Origin of the sequence: Shewanella sp. SR44-3, from assembly GCF_014163735.1 — a bacterium.
Classification (GTDB): Bacteria; Pseudomonadota; Gammaproteobacteria; order Enterobacterales; family Shewanellaceae; genus Shewanella.
In genome coordinates this window covers 57,263-82,442 of record NZ_JACJDV010000004.1, presented here as the reverse complement: position 1 = coordinate 82,442, position 25,180 = coordinate 57,263, and the positions used below count along the sequence as shown (strand labels likewise).

Genomic DNA, 25,180 nt, shown 5'->3' with positions numbered 1-25,180 from the left:
TTACCTGCACTGATAAACAATGTTCACAAGAGTATTAAAAAAATTTATCACTGTAGGTAAAGCACAATGCTTTCATGGAGATTTATTATACGCAATCTATGAGCAGCTCAAAAAGTAAGCCACAACTTAATATCAGAGATATTGATTTCGGTGCTATTTCTGTTACAGCTTAAATCGAGCTCAGCTGAGTTAGGCAGCGCTATTTTACCATGGTACAACTAAGGTTTTTTTTCGGTAAATAACCGATTTTGCATGGCAACTAAGGCATTTTCAAACAGTGTAAAATAATGCTCCTTACCGACTAAATCAATAATGCCGGCTTTTAGCAACTTATTGTGGACTCGCTCATTGGCACCAGAAAGTACAACCTGAACACCACGCAGCTTAAAATTAGCAATGACTTCTTCTAAAGTTTGTAGGCCTGTAATATCGATAAAGGGTACCCATTTTAGGCGAATGATTAAAAAACGAGGATCAGAATCTGTCGCAGCCATCGCTCTATCAAAATTTTCAGCGGCCCCAAAAAAGAATGGCCCCTCCACCGCATAGACAAGGATATCTTTTGGTACGGTAGCATTATTAAGCAAAGGAAACTCTCTGTTTAGATCCGCCTCTGTGGATTTAGTCACTTCCACACTGTTGGCCATGCGGCTCAAAAAGTGCAGTATTGCTAGAATGACACCGATATTAACCGCTATCACTAAGTCTGCAAAAACGGTTAATGTAAAGGTAATAAGTAAAATGACAACATCAGCTTTAGGTGCCCTTTTGAGCATTTTTATAAAATGTTTGGCTTCACTCATATTCCAAGCAACAACAAATAAAATGGCGGCCAGTGCAGCCAAGGGAATATGGCTAGCTAAAGGGGAAAGCAGTATCAAAATTAAGATAAGCGTCAGTGAATGAATTATGCCTGCTAACGGACTATTTGCACCATTTCGAATATTAGTCGCCGTTCTAGCTATCGCTCCAGTAGCAGCAAAACCACCAAACAAAGGTGCCACAATATTCGCTAAACCTTGGCCCACTAACTCTTGATTAGAATCATGGCGAGTACCGGCCATGCCATCAGCAACGACGGCGGAAAGTAATGACTCAATGGCCCCTAACATAGCAATGGTAAATGCAGGCCCAATGAGCTCAATAATCAATGCAATGTTGATAACTGGAAACTGAAATTCAGGCAAGCCCTGTGGTAAACCACCAAAAGCACTGCCAATAGTTTTAATGCCATCGAATTGGAAAAAATATTGAATCCCCGTAACAACGACAAGCGCAATTAAAGGGCCAGGAAGCTGCTTGCAATAGGGTAATTTGGGCCCCAATAGCACTAACATTAATGACAAAGAGGCTAATAAGGTCGTGGTTAAATCTAGCTGAGGAAAAGACTCGAATAAGTGTAATAATTTAAGGTGAAAATACTCGCCACTGATAGGTGGTAAACCAAAGAAATCTTGCCACTGGCCGACCCAAATAATAACACCTATACCTGAAGTGAAACCTAAGATGACAGGATCAGGAATAAACTTAATCATGGTACCCATTTTGGCTAAACCCAATAGCAGTAAAATAACCCCAGCCATTAAGGTTGCAACTTGTAATCCTCCAATACCATATTTTGCTGTGATAGCCGATAAAACAACAATGAATGCACCTGTTGGGCCAGCAATCTGCACCCTAGAGCCACCAAAAACAGATACGAAAAAACCAGCAACTATAGCGGTATAAATACCTTGTTCGGGCTTTGCCCCTGATGCAATAGCAAAAGCCATAGCAAGCGGCAAAGCTACAACCCCCACTATCACACCGGCAATAATATTGTTAAGCCAAAATTTAGCCTTAAACAACCCAGCCTTTTGTGCATCCAACATAGCAAACATTGATCACCTCGAACGACAATCGTTATAATTTTATTATAATACGATTATCATAACAGGCAATAGCATAAGCTTAATTTATAAACATTACTTGCATTGACTCAAACAAAGCTACAAAGGATATAATACATCGGTTCGGATAATATATTTAGTGCCCGCAGTAATCACTGCCGAACCATGCAAACAATGCAACGGATGACGACCGTGGGGGAAGCACAATACGCTGCCAGCTGGAGTGCGCACATTCACAGTTTCGGTTTCTTGGGCTCGCCTTGCTGGCAGTGATGGATCGTCTTTATTAACTAAAAACTGCGTGCTGCCGCCTTCAAAATCATCACTTAAGAAAATTAAAAATGTCAGCTGGCTCCATCTATCGGGGTAAGCGTTAGCCACCAGCTCATTATCAATAACTCGGCTTCCCGGCCAAGAGCCATCGGTGTGAGTGCTAAAGAAATCACCCGCGCCATAGCGGTAAAATCTAAATCGACCGTTGAGCCCCATGGCATCATCACCATCGAAATGTATCTTGCTACCAGCAAATAAATGCTGGCAACGAGACCAAATCAGTCCGTCGGTCTGCTCGTCCACAACCCAAGTAACATTGCTGTTATGGCGCACTTTTCTAGGCAATGACACCGCCGCATCATCCAAATAACCTAAAGCTTCAGTCGCATCAATAAAGCGCTGGCATTCTTCTTTAGATAATACATTGTGTAACTGGAACGCGCCCGGCACTGAGGGGACTTCAACCCGAGTGACAGCATTGGGCGCAGTTGCTGCAAGCTCAATAGGATTGGCGCTCGCCACAGCCCAAGTGGGTAAATCAGGGTGCTCAGCCCCTGGCTCCCTCGCTACCACGAAAAAACCTTTCTCGCTGATATCCAATTTTTTTACTGCTGATTGTTTAACGTCTATTTTTTCAACATCATGATTAATCATATTAGCCACCTATTTACTGACAACTTGAACTTGGGCGAATTGCCTATGACCTTCTGTCGAACCATGGAAGCCAAAACCACTTTGCTTTGCACCAACCCAAGGTGCATCACCTGAGCCGCCTGGGCCTTGGTTAATCGCTACCATGCCAGCCTCAAGCTGGGCCGCGACCTCGCTAGCACCTTGATGCCCAAATACCACCGCCCCTAAACCATAGTCAGAATCATTGGCTCTGGTAATAGCCTCTTCAATGGATGAAAAGCGGCTAATGGCAACTATGGGGCCGAAGGTTTCTTCTTTCTCCATCAACATCTCAGGGGTCATATCGGCGATCACTGTGGCTTGAATATAAGGCGCCGTCTGAACGCTGCTGCCCAGCAATAATCGAGCGCCCTTAGTCTTAGCATCTTCAATATGCGCTAGAATTTTTTGATGCTGCTTCTGGTTAATGATTGGGCCGATATCGACTCCAGCTTGATCCCATGGACCATGCTGATATTGAGAGGCTATTTCGACGACTCTTTTCTCAAATGCATCACCAATGCGCTCATCTACATAGATGCGCTCGGTAGAAGTACACATTTGGCCGGCGTTTTCAAAGCTACTGGCGACAGCAAAACGAGCCGCGCGTTCAAGATCGGCATTCGCCATCACTATCATAGGATCGTTACCACCAAGCTCCATTACTAAGCGTTTTAACCCTGACGCTGCTCGCGCCATGATGTCTTTTCCCACCGCCATGGAGCCGGTGAACGCCACTAAGTTAACCTCGGCCTCCACCAACATTTTTCCAACTTCGCCATCACCATGGATAATGCTAAGCACTCCCTCTGGCAGGCCTCGCTGCAACTGCTCAAAGAATGCTTGGGCAATCAATGGCGTCTGCTCCGAGGGCTTTAAAATGACGCTATTGCCTGCCATCAATGCCGGCACAATAAGATTGTTCGCCATCATCACGGGGTAGTTCCAAGGCGAAATCACCGCCACAACACCTAACGCTTGGTAATGTAATTCGGTGCGACTATTAAGTTGGCGTGGCTGAAATGCACTTAATGCTGTTTGCGCGACATAAGGCCCACTCATCATGGCGCCTTGCACTTCACCTCTGGCGCGGCGAATGTCTTTGCCCATTTCCTGACTGAGTAGCAAAGCCAATTCATCGGTTAATTCAGCCATATTTTCGTAGGCTAGCGTTAATTGACTTAAGCGCTCTTTGGCAGCTAACTTACGCCACTTTAGGGCTGATACCTGTGCAGTAGCGATTGTGCTAGCCACATCCGCGCGATTAGCAACGGCCACTTCGCCGATGAGCTTGCCATTACTGGGGTTAAAAGATGCCAAAGTATTCATGCTGGTTTTCCTTTGCTATGCCTCGTTGAGAACAACGAAACAAGCGATAATTAAATATTTAGATATCGTTATTTTTCGATACCAGTAGTTATAACTAGGTTGTAACTAAATTCAGTAAATTTATATAAGTCAGTGCAATTATGATTAGCTTGCCACTAAAGCTGGTATTTAGCAGCTTTAGTGGTTCTGGCTAGAGCTGCAGCTCAAGCTGAGACAAAAACAGCTTAATATTTTGCTCATCCCTTTGATAATAGGTCCATGGGCCAATGCGCTTGGCATTCACTAAACCCGCACGCTGCAACGTGGCCAAATACACAGAAATCGTCGATTGAGACAGGCCAGACTTCTCTTGAATGATGCTGACGCACACGCCGTCTACATCGGCATCCACCAGCTGAGACTCTACTGGAAAATTCTGCTTTGGCGCTTTAAGCCAATTCAAAATTTGCATCCGCATTGGATTACCCAGCGCCTTGATAACAAGATTAAGATCCATTTCCTATCCTTAATCATTTTTAGATATCGAGATATTGCGATGTTGCGTTTTTCTTGTAAAGCAGTTTTCTTTTTAAAAGGGCTTTCTTCACCCCCACGGCTAGCAGCGATCAAACTAAGCACAATTATTATCACAATCCCAAGAGCCCCAGTCTAACTGAGTTTAAGCATCATTTTTGCCGTCACTACCTTGCTGATGTTGCACATAAAATCGGCTTTAAAATTGCTATAAGACGCAGAATATGTTCAAATATTAATTAGGGCACTAATAATTACACTCATAATCAGATTAATTATCTTTTTACACTATTATAAATTCATCATTATTGATATTGCGGCTCTCTAAATTCAGATACAAACCCAAGGAATACCCATGACAAAGCTAAAAAAATCTATCTTAACGCCACTTAATAAAGCCCGTAAGCAGAGTCGTCATTTAGCCATTGATCTATTGCAGAAAAGCTGTTTAATTGCGGTATTAAGCACTTATGTATTTTCATTTTTCATTAGCACTAAATCTAATAACAAGCGTTAATCACCACTCTTGATTGTTATTCAGTACGTGCTTGGTCTTAAGGGGTTAACCCCCCTTGGCTAACCCTCCCAACTCAACACCAACACTCCCATCGATCACTTCCTAGATTTTTACTTTAGCTTTAGCTAAAACTCATCCGTGTGTGGAGTCGGAAGCCGCACGAAAAAACTGACTTAAGAGACCTGTTACATCTTGCTGCGCCAAGAGGCTAACGACTCAGTGCAATTTGCTATCAAACGCTTAGGCACTCGCCCTTAAATGAGTGCGCTTTGCTGTCTATTTAAGGGTCACACACAGCTAAACTTATTCATCACCACACACTGCTTTACCTGCGGCGTAGCAGCTAGGTTGCCTGGGGCAGACGCCGCCTCGGGAGCAAATAAGCCGTGCTTCATTTTTAATTCCACGTTCTATCCAGTTGATATTAAGAATTTTGGCGACGCTGGTTAAATCTTGCTTTATCTTTTTCGGAATAACGACTGAACCTCCCGAATCCACACAAGCCTGCTTTAAATCCTGAGCGATGGAGAGCGCATTTTTGCCTTGGGCTTCAATGGCGGGATTTAGATCGATACCAGCGCAAAGTACGTGGGCGTTACCGGCGGAATCGTCAACTTTTATCGACTCACAACAGTAAATTCTTGGCTCGTTACCCACGTCCAGAATTGAAATTTGTGCAGAAGTGCCAACTGTAGGCTCATTTATCATTCTAAATACCGCCCAGTGCTGACAAGGATCTTGCACTAAGCGCATATTGCCCCAAGGCAGTGGAATGCCATTGCCTCGATAAACGGCCTGCAGTTTTCCTTGAGCGTAGGCATCAAAATAATGCCAGTGAGGATAAGGCGACACCACTGTCATGCGCCGCATCGCTACCGATGCCGACACCTGCAATTGTTTGTGTACATCAATCTCATAGCCGCTGCGGTCTAAAAGCTGCCTAAAGGGGACTTTAGGGCAGAGTAAGGCGCCGGCAAAAAAGCTAGATTCAAAGTCACGCCAAGCATGAAGAATATCCTGTGCATTAAGTGAATTAGATTGAGTACCATCATCGGCACTGTCTTCTCTACGGCCCGATGTCATCACACTTTTAAGGCCATCTTTATTGTGTAAAACGCAGTGACCGATATGCACAGCCAGGTCGTATTTCAGCCTGTAAGGTCTATTTTTTAGGGCTTTGTTAACGAAAATAGTACTGGGAGGTTCAAAAAATGAGGTTACCAGTTGGCGAGAACTTAGCCCCATTTCGTCAATGACCTCCTGGGGAGTTGCATCGATCCATTTGATACGCAACCCCATGCCTTTGGCAATATCCAGCATGTCATCAGCGCTCAGTGGCATGCGTTTCTGGCCTATATCTTCTGCGGCGCGCTCAAGATCGGGAAAATGATTTTGGTGATGCTCTTGGTGAGCACGGATCAGTAGATGGGCAAACTGACGACCAGTGGTGCCTGTTTGTGACAACATCTCAGGGATGGCGATTTGTAAAATATCGTTGGAAAATAAGAAGCTTGGCTCCAATGCCATACCGCTTATGCCACCGTGACGGCCCTTGTCTGGGGTAATGGAGGCTTCTTCAGGCACATCATCGAGGAACCATTCAAGCTCCTTTTGAAATACAGCAGCAATCACACTGAGCATGGCGGCGCTCGGTACTCGCTTGCCCCGCTCTATCATAGACAAATAAGACACTGAGGGGGCTGAACCGGCATCCATGCGCACGCAACGAGCCGACAAGTCTTCCATGGTCAAATGGTTGCGCTTACGTAGATTGCGTATCTTGGTTCCTAAAAAATGAGACTTTCGCATTAAGCTTTGATCGTTACGCATTTTGTAAAATTCACATTGTAAAATTTTTATTGTGAAATTGTAGCCAAAATTGTTTTAGACTACAAACTAAGCAATCGGAGCAAGCGATATTTTTGAGCCTGTACTGCTAACCAAACTGAAAATACCACTTGAATAATTGCACCAACAACACTAAAAAGGATACAGCGATGAATATGTCATTAATGAATAACATTGATACTAATCAAAATCTTGGCTCTAACTCAGAGGCAAACAAGGTCGCAGCCTTAACTCAAGGTGTGGTGGAAGAATCAACCCCGAGTGCAAAAGCAAAACAATTTCTCGACCGTCACTTTCCACTTTCTCAAGGTTCACATCAGGAAGTGATCAGCTATTTAGTCTATTACACCCATTTAATTGCGTTTATGGCTGATGGCAGCCAAAGCGGCCTTAAGCGCCCGCGCCAATTTGTGGCATTAAGTGGCCACAAAAGCGACCCTAGCTGTTTGGTATTAAAAGATGGAAAAACCCACCTTGCCATCAATATTGATCGCCAAGGCCTGTTAGGTTGCCAAGACCAAGCTGGAGTGAACGATGTATTGCTACAGGCCATGCCTCATAAGCAGCTTACTCAAGAATGGACCAGTCTGCTTAATCAAGACATGCTAACAAGGCCACTAAACGTGACAGCTAAAGATGGCAGCGATTACTGCCTATAATCTACATCTTTTACCTAAGGCCTGAGCTAAATCCTTAACGCTATTTTTCGAGGACTTGGCTCAAGTTTTACCATTACTTCACTGTCTTATCATCATCAGCAAGGTTATACTCAAGTTCTCATTCAAGGGATCATCCAAGCCAGCATTCACGCTTTGATCCGCGCTTTTATGGCGACTAAGTTTTTACTGATGAATCTATTTAACCGCATTAAACAAAACTTTACCCTTCCTTGGGCCATGTTCTTATTACTGGCAGGTCTATGCCTAACGCCGTTAATTTCTTCCCCTGTCGCACTAGTGCTTGGTTTCTCCCTCGCCAGTGTAAACTTGGTACCTAGGGAAGTTAATTTAACCCTCATGACTAAAAAACTACTGGCGTTTTCCATTGTCGGTTTAGGTTTTGGTATTAATGTCACAGAAGCTATTGAAGCCAGTTTAGGCAATTTGGGCTTAATCATCGGCTCGATTTTTTTCACCCTTGGGTTAAGTTTTTACCTGACGAAAGCACTTAGCGTAAACAGTAAAATTGGTCATTTAATTGGTGCTGGGACGGCTATTTGCGGAGGCAGCGCCATTGCGGCTGTTGCGCCAGCGATTAATGCTAAAGGTGAGCAAATCGCTGTGGCTTTAGCCTGTGTATTTATGCTCAATTCAGTGGCCTTGTTTGTATTCCCTGCCATTGGTCATGCCTTGAGTTTGAGTCAATATGAATTTGGCGTCTGGAGCGCCATCGCGATTCACGACACTTCATCTGTGGTTGGCGCGGCGGCAACATTCGGTGATGAAGCCTTAAAAACCGCCACCACTATAAAACTTGCCCGGGCCTTGTGGATTATTCCTATAGCGTTACTCAGCGCCATGCTGTTTGGTGGAACCAAAAACAAACTCAACCTGCCCTACTTTATTGTATTTTATTGCCTGGCTATCGCCGTGGCGCACTTTTTCCCTTCCGAACACTATCAAGTGCTATTTAGCGCCTCTAAACAACTGCTGATCTTATGTTTATTCTTTATTGGTGCCTCAATCACCTTGAAAAAAATGCAAGCCGCTGGCCCAAAACCATTACTTTTAGGGGTATTACTTTGGCTTGCGATAGGAAGCTTATCTTTAGGCTACATAATTTTAATGAGAAACTAACCGAACTGAACACTAAAATGGTGAATTCAACTGGCTATTTTTGACTGCGGATAACCAAGCCTAAAAGAATGAAGAAGGCACTGAGTTCAATGACGGCCTGAGTCAGACCCGAGGTGTAGAAAGAGGCAAGCAGTGCCGATATGGCTAGCAGCAGTATTAAACTGGCACGTATTGATGCGGTCATCTTTCCCCCTTAATTGATAATGTAAAAATTGTATTATCAATAAGATGACCATTCTCATCCAAGATCTATTACACATAACACATAGCTAGATTAACTAAGGCAATGACTTTGCACGATACAAAGTCACAGCCTTTTTAATAGAAAGGTGTAGGATCGACATCTAGGGTTCCCGGCGATACCCCACGCTCTATATTTACTTCAGATTTACGTAAATCAACCATGGTAACTTCAGTGTAGCGCTTATGCTTCAGCGAATAAAAACACTTCACGACAGGATGCAGTGCATCGCGATTTTTAGCCTCCCAGACTATACCTATTCGTTCATCGGACAGCTGAACGACTGAGCCTACGGGGTAAATACCTACGCAGCGAATAAACTCATAAACCAAGGCTTGGTCTAAATGAAACGGCGTGAGGCTAATAAGAATTTTAAAGGCTGCAGCGGGACTCATGGCTTCTTTATAACAACGAGTTGCAGTTAACGCATCGAAAATATCCACAATACAGCTCATGCGGCCATGTAAAGGGATTTCATCACCTTTAAGGCCCTTGGGATAACCTCGGCCATCAAGCTTCTCATGATGCATCAAGCACACATCCTTGCTCACCTGAGACAAACCTTGGGTTTGCGCCATGATGTCTACGGCATACACTTGATGCAATTTCATATGCTCAAACTCTTGTGGAGTTAACTTACCTGGCTTATGCAGAATTTCATTGTCGACTTTAATTTTACCAATATCATGTAAAATCCCGCCAACAGCCATCTGCTTAAGCAAATCCTTATCTAAACCCAAATGCTTGCCAAACGTGACCAATAAAAAGGCCACATTAACTGAGTGCTCTAACAAATATGCATCTTTAGTACGCAGCGCCGAAATACACTTCATCGCATCAGCATCGTCCATTACAGACTCAATCATTTTATCTGCAATTTCTTCGAAGGGAGCCACTTCAATGGCTTTACCACCATAGGTTTCCGAAAGCACTTTACGAACTAAACTCTTGGCTTCATTGAGTATAACTTTAACTTGGGCTTGCTTGCTATCTCGGCTAGGTTTAGCTTTACGAGCTAATGGATTGCCTTTTTGCAGCTCTACCTCAGCTGATGTTTTTTTGAGCCCACAAGAGTCAGCAGAGCGCTCCACATCGACCCATACGCTTTTTATGCCATTTTTTAATAGTTTGTTAATAGATTCTTGGGTTTTAATTTGGCCAGGATTAGTGATAGATAAAGTGCCATTAGCATTATCGATAGCAGTAACGAACATACCTAAAGCTAGGCGGCTCATAGGTATTTTAATCACATCATTGGATTCAAGCGTATTACTCATCGACCCCACACCCCTTCAAATCCCAACACCCAAGAAACGTGATCCTGATCACGCTTAGCTACGCTTATTCTAAGAGGGAAAGCTAAATTTACCAAAGTTATTATTAATCCAGTTATAGTAACGAACGCTTATCAAATGCTTAGGAGTGCACCTTGCTCGGCCACTGTCTGTTATCTCAAATCAACGATCTTATTAGAGAGCTTAAGCATGGAAAAACCCCGCTTGGTTATCATCAACTTAGCATTGATATTGTCAGTTTTCCGTTATTACCTTGGCTAGCACAGCAGCAAGCATTACCGCAAATATATTGGCATGGCCGAGACAATGATCAAGATATCGCCTGCATAGGCCAATGCCAAGTCTTCACTGATATAAGCACCTTGCCTTCATTACCCGAAACCATGAGCTGTTATGGTGGCCTAGGGTTTGATATAAATGCAGCTCCTTGGCCAAGCTTTGGACAATGCCGCTTTATTCTTCCTAGATTAGAGCTTAGGCATAGCCACACCAAAATCAAACTTTTAGTAAACTTTTGTTTTTCAGAGCAAAACAAACACGCAGAATGTGACGCCGCCAGCCTTCTACTTCAAACGCTTACTGACTCAGTTGAGCCAATGGATCCAACTCAACTTGAAGCTCAAAATCAGCACAAAGCACAGCACTTAAGCACAGTAAAAATCATCGATAGGCATGATCAACCCAGCAAACTTGGCTGGCAAAACTTGGTTAGCCACGTGGTTGAGCAAGAGCTGCAAACTGAAAATAGTAAAATAGTGCTGTCTCGGCGTAGCCAATTTAATTTATCCACCCCTATCAACCCATGGTCGCTATTGCAGCAATGGCAACAGTGCAATCCAAATAGCTTCCAATTTGGTTTTTTGTTTGAGAATGGACAACATTTTATTTCTTGTTCACCTGAACGGCTCTACTTAAGGCAAGGCAGACAACTGTTCACTGAAGCGTTAGCAGGAACCAGTTTATGCATTGATGACGTCAACACTCAGCATGATACCGACCTTCTTAAAGATGCTAAAAACAATCATGAGCATCGCCTAGTACACAGTCACATCATTCAAGCGTTAACACCATTGAGTGCTGAGTTAAACGCAGATAAACAGCCGCATATTTTTAAACAAAACCATATTCAGCATCTTAGAGGGATGATTTCAGCCAAGCTTAAGCCTGAAGTACAAGATAAGCACATATTGCAAGTATTGCATCCCACTCCTGCCGTTGCTGGTTTGCCCTGTGAGCATGCGCTTAAGTTTATCCGTAACAATGAAGGCTATGACAGAGGCTGGTACGCCGGGGCTTGTGGTTTTATCGGTCATCAAAAAAGTGAATTTGCAGTAGCGATACGCAGTGCGTTGGTGCAGCAAGACAAAATAAGTCTATTTGCTGGAGCGGGGATAGTACCAGGCTCGACTCCAGAGGCTGAATGGAGCGAGCTTGAGAGTAAACTCGCCACTGTGTTATCGATTCTTCAATCTCAGAATAATTTATAGTACAGATAGCAGTCACATTGGCGGTGATTAACGCTTGCATCTAAAGCTGGGCTCATTATAATCCCACGCCCTGACTAATAGCCTGGAATAACACCTACAGCGATAGCCAGCACCATACAATATCAAAGCAATTAGCGACTGATGTTGATCATTATTATTGCGGGTTCCCTCACCCCGTCTAACCCCAAAGAAAAAGGCCACAATATGTTGTTACTAACTCCCACGCAGTTTAAGCGTGCGCTGATCCTATTGGTCAGCTTTCATATCTTAATTATTTGTGCCAGTAACTATTTGGTGCAATTACCTTTTCAAATTTTTGGTTACCACACCACTTGGGGTGCGTTTAGCTTTCCTTTTGTGTATTTGGCAACCGATCTCACGGTGCGAATTTTCGGTAAACAAGCTGCGCGAGGCATTATTTTTAAAGCCATGTTGCCAGCATTAGTGATCTCATACCTCATGGGCGTATTGTTTCACCAAGGCCAATTCCAAGGAACTGAAACCTTAGCCCAATGGAATACTTTTGTGTTTCGTATCGCCTTCGCAAGCTTTGTGGCTTATTTGATCGGCCAACTGCTAGATATCAGTGTATTTGCTCAGTTACGCAGAGTAAAAGCCTGGTGGGTTGCCCCTGCGGCTTCAACATTGTTTGGTAATTTTATTGATACCTTAGTTTTTTTCAGCGTTGCTTTCTATGCTTCAACTGACAGCTTTATGGCCGCTAATTGGCCAGAAATTGCCACTGTCGACTACGGCTTTAAATTGATTGTCAGCCTTGGGCTATTCTTACCCGCCTATGGCTTACTACTAAAAATCCTAGCCGATAAGATCCTCACCGAAGAGCGCAATGCCACTCAGGCCTAAGTGATACTTTAGCTAATTCGAGAAATCTAACTTAGGATTAGGCTAGATGGATTAATATAAAGCGCCCCGCTGGGGGCGCTTAAGGAAATGCTTCTTGTGAAGAATATCACTATTAAAGAGTTAACCACTCTAACGGCCGATACCGCACAGCAATTAAGTGTTTTTATTAATGACATCCCTGAATTAAATCGGCCTTTATCTCCAGAACAACTGCTTGAACGTTTGGCTCACCAAAAAAAATGTTTAATCTTATTAGCCTTAGTTGATAATCAACTGGCTGGATTTAAGATTGGCTACTCACTCACAGAGCGGCACTTTTACAGCTGGTTGGGCGCGGTTATTCCTACTCAGCGCCACCTTGGCCTTGCTAAAACCATGCTAGCAGAACAAGAGGCATGGGCAAGGGAACAGCAGTTTACCTGCATCAGCGTTAAGACCTTCAATGAGTTTCAGCCTATGCTGTTAATGCTGGTTAAAAATGGTTATCAAATTGCGGCGCTAGAGCCCAGTAATCAAGACATTAGCCTGAATAAAATTGAACTACATAAACAGCTAGTTTGTAAAGAAAGCGATAAATCTCAAAATATAACTTGCAAACACAAATGAGAATGATTATTGTTAACTCGCGTTCCAAAACTTGGTAATCATTTAAAGGCCTCATCATCTTTAAACTGACACTGAGTTCGCAAGCACGACATTGCTCACACACTCTTTGTGGCCGGGGTTACATCACCCGGCTTTTTTTTGTCTGTAATTTAGCCTAACACTCATATATCTATATTAGTCATCACAAATTTACCCCTTACCTTTGACCTAAGTCCAAGCATAAGACAGACTGCAATAATCCCCATAGAATAAGGTGGTAATTGTGGTAAATGCAGTGATTTTAGCTGGCGGCAAAGCAAGCAGAATGGCCGGGCAAGATAAAGGCTTAGTTCAATTTCAAAACCTAAACCTGATAACTCATGCCTTAAATCGTATTGCCCCTCAAGTTGAGCACCTAGTGATCAATGCCAATCGCAACTTAGCGGCTTACCAAGCCTTAGGGTACGAGGTTATTGCTGATGAGAACCAAGATTTTATGGGGCCACTTGCGGGAATATTAACCGCCTTACATCATTTAGATGACAATATTTTACTGGTTGTGCCTTGCGATTGTCCTTGGCTACCCACAGATTTAGTTTCACGCATGCAAGCTTGCATGCAAGCTAAGCAAACCGACATAGTAGTCGCTAGTGATGGTGAGCAAGAGCAACCTGTGGTGCTATTACTCAAAGTCAACGTCGCCCAATCAATTCGGGACTATCTTGATGCTGGCGAGCGAAAGCTTAAGACTTGGTATCGAAGCCAGCACTTTAGCGTGTGTACTTTTAGCGATAATCCTGACGCTTTCATGAATATCAATACCCATGAGCAAATTGCTCGGCTTAGTACAGAGGAGCGCCCATTATGAATCAGCCTTTTATTAACCCCTTGACCATTCCCGTACTAGGCTTTTGCGCTTATAGCGGTACTGGCAAAACCACCTTATTGACTCAGCTTATTCCTGAGTTAAATCGCCGCGGTCTAAGGCTTGCGGTGCTGAAACATGCTCACCATGATTTTGATATTGATACGCCTGGAAAGGACAGCTATGAAATGCGTAAAGCGGGTGCGCAGCAAGTATTAGTCGCCTCTCATGTGCGCTGGGCCTTGATGACAGAAGCGCCTACTGAAGGCGACCCTGATCTGGCTCACCTATTACGCCAACTGGACGCCAGTAAAGCCGACTTAGTGTTAATCGAAGGCTTTAAAAAGCTAGCACTACCTAAAATAGAGTTACATAGAGCCGCCCACAATAAGCCTTTTATTCACACTCAAGATGATAATATCCTCGCCATTGCCTGTTGTGATGACACAATAACACCAGCTGAGATCGCTCGTTTAGACATCAATAACATATCTCAGATTGCCGACTTCGTTATTCAATATCAAAGCCAATATCTAAAAGAGCACTTAAGTAAATAACTGGATGAATAAGTAAGTGAATCATCAAATCATTTGTTGAGCGGCATTAAAACTGAGGCTTCCAAGCCTAACCATCTATAGGTAAGATAAGGGCATTAATTGATGCTTATTATTGGAGACCTATGGCTCTTGCACGTAAACAGTGGAATAACATACTGATCGCTGCCAGTGTGTTTATGATTGCTGTATTATCTTTTATGGATAAGCAGACTGAAGATATTCCCAGTGACACTAGCGCACTGTTCGATGAACATAATAAGTTAGCCCAGCTGCAACTTAGCGGTATTTGGATGAGCCATAGTCAGGGCGAGTGGCGTTGTGATGAATCAGTATTAAATTGCCATCAGTGGACGCAAGCTTGGGCAAATGTGCAAGTATCTCCAATAGCACCGCCTCCAGCATTAAACTATAAACCTCAAGAGTTACTCCTTGCCATAGAACATAGCACTGAACCTCAGGTATGGCTGCTCTATAGTCATGAGGGCCTGCTCAAATCTCCCGCCAACAATTGGTATCAAGTCCCCCCTAGTCTTAGAAAAAATTTAGACCCTATTTTGTCACTGGAACCCAAATAATAATGCCCGAATTACCCGAAGTTGAAGTCACCCGCCAAGGTATTGCGCCCTATCTTATCGAGCAAACCGTGGTTGAGCTAATCGTTCGCAATGCTTGTTTGCGCTGGCCAGTGCCTGAGATTGCGCAGAATATTGTCGGTCAAACCATACTCAGTGTTCGGCGCCGAGCTAAATACTTACTGATTGATACAGATGCAGGGATCACCATAGTGCATCTAGGCATGTCAGGCAGCTTACGCATTTTGCCAAGAAATACTCCTGTTGAGAAACATGACCATATTGATTTAGTGTTAGCTAATGGCCGTATATTGCGCTTTAACGATCCTAGGCGCTTTGGCGCCTGGCTCTGGTATGAACTCCCAGAAGAGGTTCATCCGCTGCTTGCTAAATTAGGCCCTGAACCCTTGAGCGAAAGCTTTAATCCACAGCAATTGCAAGCAGCCTTAAAGGGCAAGAAAAAAGCCATCAAGCTGTGCCTTATGGATAACCATATTGTGGTAGGTGTGGGTAATATTTATGCCAATGAAGCGTTATTTGCCGCAGGAATACACCCACAAACGGCCGCTGGCAGCATAGATAGCGCTAGATTGACCTTATTGGTCGTTGAAGTGAAACAAATTCTAGCCCAAGCCATTAAGCAGGGCGGCACCACCTTAAAAGACTTCACCAATGCCGACGGTAAACCCGGCTACTTTGCCCAAAAATTGCATGTATACGGCCGAGGGAGCGAGAGCTGTACTCACTGCGGTAATTTACTCAGTGAAATCCGCCTCGGTCAGCGCACCACAGTATTTTGCGGTTTATGCCAAACAAAATAATGTAAATCAACTTCAACAAAAAAGGCTTCACTGTCACCAGTGAAACCTTTGTTATTCCTTAACCACTCTAAATATCGCGGTTAAAACTTGTACTCGTAAGTCCCAAAGATAGAAGCGTTGGTATCATCTTTTTCTGTGACAAATTTAGATTGTGACACTGTGCCGCCAACCGTAACCATGCCCTTAAGCATAGGTAAACGATAAGAAACTTCGGCCATAGTTAACTCTTCTTTCAACGGTTGTGGCGCCCAAGTATTACCTGGCGTGCTGCCATCATCATTAAGATTTACGTAACGCAGCAAGGCGGTAAAGCCTTGGCTATTGGCAAATTGCCCCACCAAACCCAGAACATAAGATTTAGCATCGCTGTCATAAGTGCTGCCTAAGGCGCGGCCATAGTGACGATTACCACTCAAATAAGTGCTGTGCTCATAGAAACAGTTGAAGCTGTTCGAGTCGCTGCCACAATAAACCAAGGTATCTGTGTACTCTGCAAATAACTTATATTGCTGCTTAGGGAAGTTGAAGCGGGTGTCTATCCCAACCATTTTAGCGCAGTCGGTAATTTGCCATGGATCGCCCAAGGAGTCTTCACAGGTACGTTCAAGGTATATACCCACAGGGACATCAAACCAAATGTCACCGTAACGCACATCAAAACCTGCCATCTGGTTGCCGTAGTTTGAACACCCAATTATATCTGAATTATCAGCTCGGCAATCTCGCTGACCTGTGATGGACTTTAATGCCACATCAAAGTCACACTCTTGGCCTTCGCCACAAAACTGGGTAGTCCACGACAGGCCAATTTCGAGTTGTTGTACTGGCTTTACCGAGGCGCGCATATTCCATAACAACATACGCGGTGCAAAGCGCTCTTTTTCAGCCACACTAACGCCTGCAGTTAAATTCCAGCTGCCAATCCAAGACAGCCAAGGGCTCTCAAAGGCATTGGCATTATTGCGACTCACCATCATTGATGGCATAGGGCGGGCATTGGTTGATTTGTGCATAGCTGTATCAAAGCCAGGTCCCCACCACTGCTCAATAGCGCCAGCGGTAAACACCCAATTGCCCAAGATCATCGCCACATAAGAGCCATCTAAACGTAGGTTTTCCTCATCTGTGGGGTGATAGTTAGCAGTGGCGGCAGCCTTAAAAGCAAAGCGCTCACCTAAATATTCAGTTGAGCCAGAAAGCTGGCCTTTTTCACGGTAATCGGAACCAAAATGCTGAAAACGCGCCGCATCTGTGGCGCCTGCAAGTTTCATGCTTTTATTGCCACGGTTATTGATAGCATTTTGGTAATAAAAATTCACTCTGGCAAAGGCATCCATCTGCGCTGGCGTCATGAGCGAAGGCTCTGCTTTGGCTAAGTTTTCACCTATACCTGACCACATTAACGGGTAAGTATTCACAGGCACTGTGATAAAACCTGCATCTGCTAGCGCTTGAATATCTGCGCGCAGATAAATATCACTAGCATCCACCCAAGGTGCAGCTTGAGCGACTGAGCCACAAACTGACATCCCCAATGCCAACAATAAGCTGCTGACTAAAAATCCTTTTTTCATGTTATTGACTGCCTTTTTTTATTGCTGCAATTTTTGTATTTAGTGCCGCAGCCACCTGCGGGTGCACAAACTGGCGCACATCGCCGCCGTGCAGGGCCACTTCTTTTACTAAGGTTGAAGAAATAAATGAGTTTTCTTCTGCCGGTGTTAGAAACACACTTTCAAGATCAGGACTCAAGCGGCGATTCATATTCGCCAGTTGAAATTCATATTCAAAATCCGATACTGCGCGCAAGCCACGCACTAATACACTCGCCTTTTGGTCTTTAGCAAAGTCCACCAACAAGCCACTAAACCCTACCACCTCAACATTATCAAGATGAGCTGTAACTAACTTCACTTGCTCTACTCGCTCTTCTAAGGTGAATCTAGGCTGCTTAGACGGATTAGCTGCTATGCCTATGATCACATGCTTAAACAGCTTTGCTGCCCGCTCAATTAAATCGCTGTGGCCATTGGTTACAGGATCAAAAGTACCCGGATAAATTGCTCTTCTATGCATAGACTGCACCCCTTACTATTTCAGCAAACTTTTAGGTAGCGCACCTAAACGGCCACGGTTAATCAGTAAATTCAATTCAAATTTAATTTTCTGCCAGATGCGAGCAAACTGGCGCTTATCCACCTGACGCCTATCTGTCACCTGATTAATCTCACTGCCAAAATCGCCATTTAAAATCGGAAAAGGCCGCACCACAAAGCTACGCAGGGATTTTTCGTACCAAAATTGGATATCGATATCGATAGGGCGAGCGATTGGATAAGCATGCTGCAGTAATTTCTTAGCCCCAGTCAAAGATACAAACTGGCCTGTGGTGGTAGAAGGTAATTTAATGCATTGACCTAAAGATAAGCCATCGCCTAAATCGATGGCATTGAGAATATTTTTAGGTTTGCGGCCATGGGACAGCTTAATGTAATCCCACTCTTGAGTTGACTCGGCAAGCTTAGCAATAAAGCTTGTGATCTCAGGAGTCAGAATGGCATCATCTTCTAGAATTAATGCATAATCAAGATCTTGAGCGACAATTTGCTCCCAGCAACGAGCATGACTCATGTAACAGCCAATCTCACCATCATTAAGCTCTTTATCATATTTAGCCAAATTAACATCGCGGTTATACACGGCAGCTTTTTCATCTTTAGATAAATTTTTGCCCCTAACGGCAGACACACGCTCAAACTCTATGCCCAATTTAGCGCATTGAGCCTGCATGTTTTCAATTCTATCGACACTGGAGTCTAAATTAATGACAAAAATCTTAAAGCTCATGGAAACCAACCACAGTTAATTTTGCAAAGGCGCATTTTAACACAGTTTTTTACTAACCCTGAACTCTTACTCGCAAGCAAATAAATAACCGCTGGACGGTATAAACGGGGTAACTCTTAGCTTCTAAATTAAGCGTGATTGGGTATAATTGCCGTCTTTATTGCCATTAACGATCAAAGAAGCCGACCCCATGACCTTACCTATCAGTGTATTCATCATCACTAAAAACGAAGAGAAACACATAGCGAAAACCCTAGCTAGCGTCAAAGACATGGATGAAGTGATATTGGTGGATTCTGGCAGCACAGATAACACCCTTGCCATAGCCGAGCAGTTTGGCGCGACTATTTTCAGCCATGAATGGCAAGGCTATGCCAAGCAAAAGCAATATGCCATGAGTTTGTGCCGTAATGAATGGGTATTAAATTTAGATGGCGATGAAGAAATAAATCCACAGCTAATTGCCGCGTTTAAAGAGATTATCGAACAAGATAAGGCTGATAGCGTGCGTTTTTGGCGTAATGATATTTTTATTGGCAAGCCATTATCTCGCTTAAGTAAAAAACCCAACAATCACAGACTCTATAAAAAGTCTAAATCCTTCTTCGACGACTCCCGCTTAGCCCACGAGAGCGCCACAGTCGATGGCAAGGAAATCTTCATCAATCAGGTATTTAACCATTACGGTTATGACTCAATTGCCGCCATCACCAGCAAGAACAATACTTATTCGACCCTCAAAGCCGATGAGAAGTTTGCTAAAGGTAAATCCTTTTCAAACCTTAAGTTATTCCTTATCGTGCCCTTAGTGTTTATCAAAGAATACCTTTTACAGCGTAAAATCTTCTCAGGGCGCCGCGGTTTTATCTTGGCGGTCATGGAAGCCTATTACGCCTTCCTTAAGGAAGCCAAGCTGTTTGAAAATCATCAAAAAAATAAACGATAATAACTGCAGCATTTATACATTTTGCTAGTAGATGCAATTTTTAGTGTAATAGGTAATATTTTGCATCTTCATTTGTGTCTAGCTGACTTTCCAACAGATATGGTGACAATAAATATCCAGTAACATTATCTGCCCACACGTAATCACGTAACAAATTAGCAGCAACCATCGAAAAATCAGTAATTTACACCATAAATTCTCGCTCACAGCTAACTATTATAATAATCTTTTGTTAGAATCCCTGCTCAAAAAAACGTTTATAAATGGAATTTATAAGATGAGCACAGTAACGCTAATAATAACGACTTACAATTGGCCAGCGGCACTAGATAAGACTCTACAGAGCCTACTATCTCAATCACGCTTACCGAATGAGGTTATTATCGCCGATGATGGTTCAACATCTGAAACTAAGTTATTAATAGAAAAATACCAATCTTCAGTAGAAAAACTCGGCATTAAACTGCTTCACAGCTGGCAAGCCGATGAAGGGTTTCGAGTGTCGAGAAGTAGAAATCTAGCCATATCTAAGGCGACATCTAAATACATAATCTGTATCGATGGCGATATTATAATGGATGAACGTTTTATCGCCGATCACATGGCACGCGCTGTTCCTGGATGTTTTATTTCAGGAAAAAGAGCTCGGCTATCTGAAGCCTACTCAAGATCCATTTTGAACACTGACACTATGCCTTCTCGACTGTCTAAGGGAATTGCTAGAGGAAGGGAGGCCGCTTTCAGGTCTACATCATTATCTAAACTATTCAGCAAGAAAACAAAAAGTGTGGCTGGCGTGCATTCATGCAACCTTTCTTTTTGGCGTGAAGATGCGATAAGAGTAAACGGGTTTAATGCTGCTTTTGTAGGCTGGGGAGCGGAAGACAAAGAGTTTTGTATTCGACTGGTTAATTCAGGGCTACTCAATAATGAAGTGAAATTTACTGCTGTCGCTTATCACATTTACCACAAGGAAAGTTCAAAAAGCATGGCGGCATATAACCAAGATCTCTTCGATGCAACCAGCAAACATTCGTTGGCTTGGTGTGAAAAAGGTCTTAATGAATTCATGGTTCTTAACCATCACAAGCCCACGCAGTTAGAAAGCCAGCACTAGTCCAAGAGGCTCAGCCAACCGAAAAAGAAGGCCCATATGCAAGTATCAGGGCCTTATGACGGCAAGAATATTTAGATCCCCAAAATCTGGCAGGCTTTAGCTTTAATGCGCTTCCAACCTACTGAGAAGTCTTTGGCGAGTTTACTTTGGCCAACCTTATACCGTATGCCCCTGTGGTAGCCAATGTGGTGCACATAACCCGTTGGAAAAATCGCGCCTTTAAAGCCGTGCTGATGGTATATTTCATTCATGGCATGTTCACCAGCCATGTCGCCAATGGGGGCAATAAGTTGGTAGTCTTTAGTGCGGCGCAAACCTGGGTTTAAGGTAAAGCCATGCCACAGAGCTGAGCCCGCGCGGCGTTGATGATTGCGCTGCATAATTTGATAGCTGCGACCTTGTGGATCAGTGCATTCAAATAGCTCAGGTTCTACCGGATGCTCATTGGTGTCGTTTTGCTCACGCAGCCACACTGTGACCACTTTCTCGTCGGTGTCTAATACCTTAAATGAATCTTCAATAAAGCTTTTGCGGTAAAACTCCCAATCGTCTTCACAGTGGAAAATATAATCTGAGGTCACTTTACTGTACGCTCTGTCGATACTGCGCATTTGCCCCAGTTGTGGCTCATTATTAAGTACCACAAAATCTATTTCTGGAAACTTAGCCAGCACCTTGTTGAGCTTATCGAGATTATGGCTGTCCTCAATAATAATGTATTGGGCAATGGGGTAAGTATTAAACTTAAAGAAACTGATTAAGGTTTCTTCTAGTAAATCAAAACGATTACAGCTAGTTAAAACAAATGAGACACTTTTAGTTTCCACGCTTTCACCTTACTTTTGTATACTTACAACCCATGCTGAGCACGAGTCTATGTGAGCCGAACTATTAGGGCAAGTTTAACTAAGCTTATTTGCGCCGCTAACAATGAATTCATCTAGGCTATTTATCACTTGCTCAACGCTGATTAATTGCATTAATTCCGCGCCTTTGGCCCGTGTACCCCAAGGGACTTCACCGTCAAATTGGCCGGTTATGGCCTGCTCATACACACTCACCACCCTATCAAGGGATAAATAGGGGCCTGTGCGCCCAGGATTTGAATGTGCATAAAGCCCAATCACAGCCGTGCCTTGGGTTACTGCCATGTGCGCAGGCCCAGTGTCAGGAGACAGCACCACATCGGCATGCTTCAATACGGCTAACAGCTGGGTCAGCGAAGTTTTACCCACGAGGTTTTCTAATAATTGATCGCTTGCCAACTCGATATCACGGGCTAATTGCCGCTCTTGCTGGGTCGGCCCGCCGCACAGTACCACTCGATAACCCCGGTTCACCATATGATCTGCTGCGGCGGCATAACGTTTAGCTAGCCAATTACGCTCAGGCTTACTGGCTGCGGCGCAAATGATCATCACAGGCTCAATGCCTTCCACCAACTGCAGGGCAAATTGTTCATCAGCCTCTGGGATGGGGATATGCCAACTTGGGCGTAAATCGCTAACACCTAAGGCCTTTGCAAAGCCCATAAAGCCTTCTAATACATGGGGAGTGGTTTGCGGTTCAATAGTATGGTTAGTCACCAGCCACTGGCCTTCTTTGGCTCTGGCTTTATCAAAACCAATACGAATTTTTGCGTTAATCATTAAGGACGCAATGCTTGCCCGCAACGCCACTTGCATGTGCAATAAGACATCAAACTTTTGCCCCGCGAGCGCCTTGCGTAAATTGCCATAACTGCGCCAACCTTGGGATTTATCAAAAATAACAAATTCAACGCCAGGCAAATGCTTAATTAACTGATACTCGACCTTACCTATCACCCAAGTGATGGCAAGCTTTGGGTACTGGCGCTGAATGGCCTGCACCATAGCCACGGCATGACACACATCACCAATCGCGGATAGGCGTAATAAACACAGGGAAGTCATTGAACTAAAATCAGGTTTCATGGGCAGCCGTTTGTTTGATGGTCCGTGAGAAGGTTAACGCAAGATGGCGATCTTAATGTAGAATACGGTTTCGATCCACTTAGTTCCCTCAGCTTTTGTGATTAAAGCATGCAAATAAAAACAACGCAAAAAGGCCATATCGCTTGGTGCCAAGATGAAGCTCAGGCTCTGCCTGTTGCTGGGTTTTCGATGGCTTATTGGCAAGATAAAGATGCCATTGTCGGTCAATCTAAAGGTCGCTATACCACTTGGTTTGTGCAGGCTAATGCGCACTTCCCTCGCTGCGGCAGCGAACAACACTGGGTGCTCAGGCATTACTGGCGCGGTGGATTAATCGAAAAATTCAGTAAGGATGCTTACATCTATACTGGGCTTGAGCGCACTCGCGCCGTTGCAGAGCTTGCGTTACTTGAGAAGCTCTACCAAGAAGGGTTTGCGGTGCCGCGCCCGATTGCCGCCAATGTTGAGCGCTTTGGGATCTGGTACCGTGCCGATATCATCATAGAGCGCGTGCCTTTAGCAAAAGATTTAGTGGCCCACTTAAGCAGTGACGGTTTGACTCCTAGTCAATGGCACGCTTTAGGTGAAACCTTGGCGCAGTTCCACCAACGCGGCGTGTATCACGCCGACTTAAATGCCAAGAATATTTTGTTTGACGCTAATAAGTTTTATCTTATCGACTTCGACCGCGGCGAGTTAAGGCCGCAGCAAAGCAGCTGGCAACAGGCTAATTTGGCAAGATTGCTGCGCTCATTTAACAAAGAGCACGCAAAGCTTACAAGCCTAAATTTCAGCCTGGATAATTGGCAGTCGTTAATGACCGGCTACCAAGCAAGCATGAAGTAATGTGCATTATTTTATCAAGTAAATAGCCTCAATGACTGCCAACTGTTTGGCCAAGGCACCGCGATTATTGGTAACAACACTAAGTGCTGCAGCAGAGGCTTTCTGAGCCATCTCGGGTTGCTCAAATAAACTTAATAATCGCTCAGCCAACTTGTCAGCCGAAGTCACCACAGTTAAGCCACCTGCATCAGCCAATAGCGCTGTTATTTGCACAAAATCCCAATGATGAGGGCCAACACAAACAGAAAGCCCCATCGCCGCTGGCTCTAACGGATTATGGCCACCATTTTCAATCAAGGTGCCGCCCACAAAAGCATGATCAGCACAACCATAAAGCATCAATAACTCGCCCATGGTATCCCCAAGCAGCACTTGAGTATCACCACTTATGCCAACTTCAGCGCTACGCCTGACTAATTGCAATCCAGCTTGACTGATACTGCTGGCTGCCAGCTCAAATTGCTCAGGATGGCGCGGTGCCATAATAAGTAACGCCCGCGGAAAGCGCGCCAAAAGCTGTTGATGGGCGGCCAATACCGCTGCAAATTCTCCCGGATGGACGCTGCCTGCAACCCACACAGGTACATAGGTTCGCCGCCACTGTTGGCGCAGCGCTGTCGCTTGCTGGCGTTTAAGTTCATCAATCTGTATATCAAATTTTAAACTGCCGCAAACTTGCACTCGGCTCGCATCAACGCCCAGAGCGATAAAACGCTCTGCCTCTACCTGAGTCTGCACCGCAATGGCTGTCAATGATTGCAGCATTGGCCGATTTAATTCAGGAAAACGAGCATGGTTATTCGCAGACTTTTGCGATAAACGAGCGTTAGCTAACACTAGCTTACAGCCTAGATTATGTGCCTGATGAAGCAAATTAGGCCATAACTCAGTCTCCATAATGATGCACAACTCAGGGCTTAATTGACGTAAAAAACGTCTAACACTAAAGGGAAGGTCGAACGGTAAGTAGCAATGCTGCACTGTATCGCCAAATGCTTTTATTACCTGCGCCGAGCCTGTTGGACTGGTGGTGGTAATGGTAAAACGCCACTCAGGATGGGCCTTCATCAAAGCTTTAACCAAAGGTATTGCCGCCAAGGTTTCCCCCATGGAAACGCTATGGATCAACACTTGGGTTGGCTTTAACTTGCTGAAACCAAAACGCTCACCCCAGCGGCCACGATAATCTGGGCTTTTGAAGGCTCGCAAGCTTAAATAAGCCAGTAATAAGGGAGACAGAAGATAAAGTAGAATTGAATATAAATGGCGATTCATCAAATGGATTACAGCAGCATAGAATTAATCCGCAGATATTAACATGACCCAGCACAGCCAACAAAATAAC

Annotated in this window: 25 protein-coding genes and 1 pseudogene; 13 read left to right on the top strand and 13 right to left on the bottom strand. The window is 44.1% G+C overall.

Annotation, left to right across the window (positions count from 1 at the left end; translation table 11 throughout):
* Nucleotides 1-218: 218 nt before the first annotated feature.
* The 4 genes from H5073_RS03630 to H5073_RS03615 form a co-directional block, all read right to left on the bottom strand.
* On the bottom strand, nt 219-1,880 hold the full coding sequence (locus H5073_RS03630; protein ID WP_182677076.1) for a SulP family inorganic anion transporter: 1,662 nt from the start codon (nt 1,878-1,880) through the stop codon (nt 219-221).
* 108 nt (nt 1,881-1,988) lie between these two features.
* Complete coding sequence (locus H5073_RS03625) at nt 1,989-2,816, bottom strand: 2OG-Fe(II) oxygenase (protein WP_182677073.1); 828 nt, start codon at nt 2,814-2,816, stop codon at nt 1,989-1,991.
* A 9-nt stretch (nt 2,817-2,825) separates the two neighbouring features.
* Entirely contained in the window at nt 2,826-4,163 is a 1,338-nt protein-coding gene (locus H5073_RS03620; RefSeq protein ID WP_182677071.1) for an aldehyde dehydrogenase, read from the bottom strand.
* 190 nt (nt 4,164-4,353) lie between these two features.
* Complete coding sequence (locus tag H5073_RS03615) at nt 4,354-4,659, bottom strand: helix-turn-helix transcriptional regulator (RefSeq protein ID WP_182677069.1); 306 nt, start codon at nt 4,657-4,659, stop codon at nt 4,354-4,356.
* A gap of 372 nt (nt 4,660-5,031) precedes the next feature.
* Between H5073_RS03615 and H5073_RS03610 the strand changes: the two genes are divergently transcribed.
* Nucleotides 5,032-5,193 (top strand): hypothetical protein, encoded by a 162-nt coding sequence (locus H5073_RS03610; RefSeq protein ID WP_182677067.1) that lies wholly within the window; start codon nt 5,032-5,034, stop codon nt 5,191-5,193.
* Between the two features lie 303 nt (nt 5,194-5,496).
* Here H5073_RS03610 and H5073_RS03605 read toward each other — a convergent pair whose 3' ends face one another.
* Nucleotides 5,497-7,023 carry a DUF3612 domain-containing protein gene (locus H5073_RS03605; RefSeq protein ID WP_182677065.1) on the bottom strand — a complete coding sequence of 509 codons (1,527 nt, stop codon included), beginning with the start codon at nt 7,021-7,023 and terminating at the stop codon, nt 5,497-5,499.
* A gap of 167 nt (nt 7,024-7,190) precedes the next feature.
* Between H5073_RS03605 and H5073_RS03600 the strand changes: the two genes are divergently transcribed.
* The gene (locus H5073_RS03600; protein ID WP_182677063.1) at nt 7,191-7,700 is read left to right on the top strand and encodes a malate synthase; all 510 of its coding nucleotides are present in this window, start codon (nt 7,191-7,193) and stop codon (nt 7,698-7,700) included.
* A gap of 189 nt (nt 7,701-7,889) precedes the next feature.
* Nucleotides 7,890-8,837 carry a YeiH family protein gene (locus H5073_RS03595; protein WP_182677265.1) on the top strand — a complete coding sequence of 316 codons (948 nt, stop codon included), beginning with the start codon at nt 7,890-7,892 and terminating at the stop codon, nt 8,835-8,837.
* Nucleotides 8,838-8,871: 34 nt separating this feature from the next.
* Here H5073_RS03595 and H5073_RS03590 read toward each other — a convergent pair whose 3' ends face one another.
* Entirely contained in the window at nt 8,872-9,021 is a 150-nt protein-coding gene (locus H5073_RS03590) for a hypothetical protein (RefSeq protein WP_182677061.1), read from the bottom strand.
* A 134-nt stretch (nt 9,022-9,155) separates the two neighbouring features.
* Nucleotides 9,156-10,355 carry an HD-GYP domain-containing protein gene (locus tag H5073_RS03585; protein WP_182677059.1) on the bottom strand — a complete coding sequence of 400 codons (1,200 nt, stop codon included), beginning with the start codon at nt 10,353-10,355 and terminating at the stop codon, nt 9,156-9,158.
* Between the two features lie 152 nt (nt 10,356-10,507).
* On the opposite strand from H5073_RS03585, the gene H5073_RS03580 reads away from it, so the two are divergent.
* From H5073_RS03580 to mutM, 7 genes and pseudogenes are all read left to right on the top strand, one after another.
* Nucleotides 10,508-11,860 (top strand): isochorismate synthase MenF, encoded by a 1,353-nt coding sequence (locus H5073_RS03580; RefSeq protein WP_182677057.1) that lies wholly within the window; start codon nt 10,508-10,510, stop codon nt 11,858-11,860.
* Between the two features lie 204 nt (nt 11,861-12,064).
* Nucleotides 12,065-12,724: a 7-cyano-7-deazaguanine/7-aminomethyl-7-deazaguanine transporter gene (locus H5073_RS03575; protein ID WP_182677263.1), complete on the top strand. Its 660-nt coding sequence runs from the start codon at nt 12,065-12,067 to the stop codon at nt 12,722-12,724.
* Nucleotides 12,725-12,820: 96 nt separating this feature from the next.
* A complete protein-coding gene (locus H5073_RS03570) occupies nt 12,821-13,330 on the top strand; it encodes a GNAT family N-acetyltransferase (RefSeq protein ID WP_182677055.1) in 510 nt (169 codons plus the stop codon).
* A 253-nt stretch (nt 13,331-13,583) separates the two neighbouring features.
* Nucleotides 13,584-14,177, top strand: a complete 594-nt coding sequence (gene mobA, locus H5073_RS03565; protein ID WP_182677053.1) for a molybdenum cofactor guanylyltransferase MobA — start codon at nt 13,584-13,586, stop codon at nt 14,175-14,177.
* A pseudogene (gene mobB / locus H5073_RS03560) lies at nt 14,174-14,707 on the top strand (molybdopterin-guanine dinucleotide biosynthesis protein MobB); the annotation flags it as partial. The gene mobA and the pseudogene mobB, both read left to right, overlap by 4 nt.
* 146 nt (nt 14,708-14,853) lie before the next feature.
* Nucleotides 14,854-15,306, top strand: coding sequence for a hypothetical protein (locus tag H5073_RS03555; RefSeq protein ID WP_182677049.1), 453 nt, complete (start codon nt 14,854-14,856; stop codon nt 15,304-15,306).
* A 2-nt stretch (nt 15,307-15,308) separates the two neighbouring features.
* Complete coding sequence (mutM, locus tag H5073_RS03550; RefSeq protein WP_182677047.1) at nt 15,309-16,124, top strand: bifunctional DNA-formamidopyrimidine glycosylase/DNA-(apurinic or apyrimidinic site) lyase; 816 nt, start codon at nt 15,309-15,311, stop codon at nt 16,122-16,124.
* Between the two features lie 80 nt (nt 16,125-16,204).
* Here the strand turns inward: mutM and H5073_RS03545 are convergent, their stop codons facing one another.
* Genes H5073_RS03545 through H5073_RS03535 form a run of 3 tightly spaced genes read right to left on the bottom strand, consistent with a single transcriptional unit; the run spans nt 16,205 to nt 18,971 of the window.
* Nucleotides 16,205-17,698 carry a capsule assembly Wzi family protein gene (locus H5073_RS03545; protein WP_182677045.1) on the bottom strand — a complete coding sequence of 498 codons (1,494 nt, stop codon included), beginning with the start codon at nt 17,696-17,698 and terminating at the stop codon, nt 16,205-16,207.
* A 1-nt stretch (nt 17,699) separates the two neighbouring features.
* Nucleotides 17,700-18,200 (bottom strand): pantetheine-phosphate adenylyltransferase, encoded by a 501-nt coding sequence (coaD, locus tag H5073_RS03540; RefSeq protein WP_182677043.1) that lies wholly within the window; start codon nt 18,198-18,200, stop codon nt 17,700-17,702.
* A 15-nt stretch (nt 18,201-18,215) separates the two neighbouring features.
* Nucleotides 18,216-18,971, bottom strand: a complete 756-nt coding sequence (locus tag H5073_RS03535) for a glycosyltransferase family 25 protein (protein ID WP_182677041.1) — start codon at nt 18,969-18,971, stop codon at nt 18,216-18,218.
* 160 nt (nt 18,972-19,131) lie between these two features.
* Between H5073_RS03535 and H5073_RS03530 the strand changes: the two genes are divergently transcribed.
* Together H5073_RS03530 and H5073_RS03525 are read left to right on the top strand one after the other, a co-directional pair.
* The gene (locus tag H5073_RS03530) at nt 19,132-19,917 is read left to right on the top strand and encodes a glycosyltransferase family 2 protein (RefSeq protein WP_259394807.1); all 786 of its coding nucleotides are present in this window, start codon (nt 19,132-19,134) and stop codon (nt 19,915-19,917) included.
* 277 nt (nt 19,918-20,194) lie between these two features.
* The gene (locus tag H5073_RS03525; protein WP_182677039.1) at nt 20,195-21,034 is read left to right on the top strand and encodes a glycosyltransferase family 2 protein; all 840 of its coding nucleotides are present in this window, start codon (nt 20,195-20,197) and stop codon (nt 21,032-21,034) included.
* A gap of 71 nt (nt 21,035-21,105) precedes the next feature.
* On the opposite strand, the gene H5073_RS03520 is transcribed toward H5073_RS03525, so the two are convergent.
* Both H5073_RS03520 and H5073_RS03515 read right to left on the bottom strand, forming a co-directional pair.
* Nucleotides 21,106-21,861 carry a glycosyltransferase gene (locus H5073_RS03520; RefSeq protein WP_182677037.1) on the bottom strand — a complete coding sequence of 252 codons (756 nt, stop codon included), beginning with the start codon at nt 21,859-21,861 and terminating at the stop codon, nt 21,106-21,108.
* Between the two features lie 75 nt (nt 21,862-21,936).
* Nucleotides 21,937-22,989 (bottom strand): glycosyltransferase family 9 protein, encoded by a 1,053-nt coding sequence (locus H5073_RS03515; protein WP_182677035.1) that lies wholly within the window; start codon nt 22,987-22,989, stop codon nt 21,937-21,939.
* A gap of 108 nt (nt 22,990-23,097) precedes the next feature.
* Here H5073_RS03515 and H5073_RS03510 point away from each other — a divergent pair, with 108 nt between their 5' ends.
* Nucleotides 23,098-23,835 carry a 3-deoxy-D-manno-octulosonic acid kinase gene (locus H5073_RS03510; protein ID WP_182677034.1) on the top strand — a complete coding sequence of 246 codons (738 nt, stop codon included), beginning with the start codon at nt 23,098-23,100 and terminating at the stop codon, nt 23,833-23,835.
* A 6-nt stretch (nt 23,836-23,841) separates the two neighbouring features.
* On the opposite strand, the gene waaA is transcribed toward H5073_RS03510, so the two are convergent.
* Nucleotides 23,842-25,110 (bottom strand): lipid IV(A) 3-deoxy-D-manno-octulosonic acid transferase, encoded by a 1,269-nt coding sequence (gene waaA, locus H5073_RS03505; RefSeq protein ID WP_182677032.1) that lies wholly within the window; start codon nt 25,108-25,110, stop codon nt 23,842-23,844.
* Nucleotides 25,111-25,180: the final 70 nt, after the last annotated feature.

What these genes read in the sequence shown, in the direction of transcription:
- H5073_RS03525 (WP_182677039.1), top strand. Translation starts at nt 20,195, where the DNA reads ATGAGCACAGTAACGCTAATAATAACGACTTACAATTGGCCAGCGGCA.
- H5073_RS03610 (WP_182677067.1), top strand. Translation starts at nt 5,032, where the DNA reads ATGACAAAGCTAAAAAAATCTATCTTAACGCCACTTAATAAAGCCCGT.
- H5073_RS03575 (WP_182677263.1), top strand. Translation starts at nt 12,065, where the DNA reads ATGTTGTTACTAACTCCCACGCAGTTTAAGCGTGCGCTGATCCTATTG.
- H5073_RS03615 (WP_182677069.1), bottom strand. Translation starts at nt 4,659, where the DNA reads ATGGATCTTAATCTTGTTATCAAGGCGCTGGGTAATCCAATGCGGATG.
- H5073_RS03585 (WP_182677059.1), bottom strand. Translation starts at nt 10,355, where the DNA reads ATGAGTAATACGCTTGAATCCAATGATGTGATTAAAATACCTATGAGC.
- waaA (WP_182677032.1), bottom strand. Translation starts at nt 25,110, where the DNA reads ATGAATCGCCATTTATATTCAATTCTACTTTATCTTCTGTCTCCCTTA.
- H5073_RS03510 (WP_182677034.1), top strand. Translation starts at nt 23,098, where the DNA reads ATGCAAATAAAAACAACGCAAAAAGGCCATATCGCTTGGTGCCAAGAT.
- H5073_RS03545 (WP_182677045.1), bottom strand. Translation starts at nt 17,698, where the DNA reads ATGAAAAAAGGATTTTTAGTCAGCAGCTTATTGTTGGCATTGGGGATG.
- H5073_RS03620 (WP_182677071.1), bottom strand. Translation starts at nt 4,163, where the DNA reads ATGAATACTTTGGCATCTTTTAACCCCAGTAATGGCAAGCTCATCGGC.
- H5073_RS03595 (WP_182677265.1), top strand. Translation starts at nt 7,890, where the DNA reads ATGAATCTATTTAACCGCATTAAACAAAACTTTACCCTTCCTTGGGCC.
- H5073_RS03605 (WP_182677065.1), bottom strand. Translation starts at nt 7,023, where the DNA reads ATGCGTAACGATCAAAGCTTAATGCGAAAGTCTCATTTTTTAGGAACC.
- coaD (WP_182677043.1), bottom strand. Translation starts at nt 18,200, where the DNA reads ATGCATAGAAGAGCAATTTATCCGGGTACTTTTGATCCTGTAACCAAT.
- H5073_RS03600 (WP_182677063.1), top strand. Translation starts at nt 7,191, where the DNA reads ATGAATATGTCATTAATGAATAACATTGATACTAATCAAAATCTTGGC.
- H5073_RS03555 (WP_182677049.1), top strand. Translation starts at nt 14,854, where the DNA reads ATGGCTCTTGCACGTAAACAGTGGAATAACATACTGATCGCTGCCAGT.
- H5073_RS03590 (WP_182677061.1), bottom strand. Translation starts at nt 9,021, where the DNA reads ATGACCGCATCAATACGTGCCAGTTTAATACTGCTGCTAGCCATATCG.
- H5073_RS03535 (WP_182677041.1), bottom strand. Translation starts at nt 18,971, where the DNA reads ATGAGCTTTAAGATTTTTGTCATTAATTTAGACTCCAGTGTCGATAGA.
- H5073_RS03625 (WP_182677073.1), bottom strand. Translation starts at nt 2,816, where the DNA reads ATGATTAATCATGATGTTGAAAAAATAGACGTTAAACAATCAGCAGTA.
- H5073_RS03630 (WP_182677076.1), bottom strand. Translation starts at nt 1,880, where the DNA reads ATGTTTGCTATGTTGGATGCACAAAAGGCTGGGTTGTTTAAGGCTAAA.
- H5073_RS03515 (WP_182677035.1), bottom strand. Translation starts at nt 22,989, where the DNA reads ATGAAACCTGATTTTAGTTCAATGACTTCCCTGTGTTTATTACGCCTA.
- mutM (WP_182677047.1), top strand. Translation starts at nt 15,309, where the DNA reads ATGCCCGAATTACCCGAAGTTGAAGTCACCCGCCAAGGTATTGCGCCC.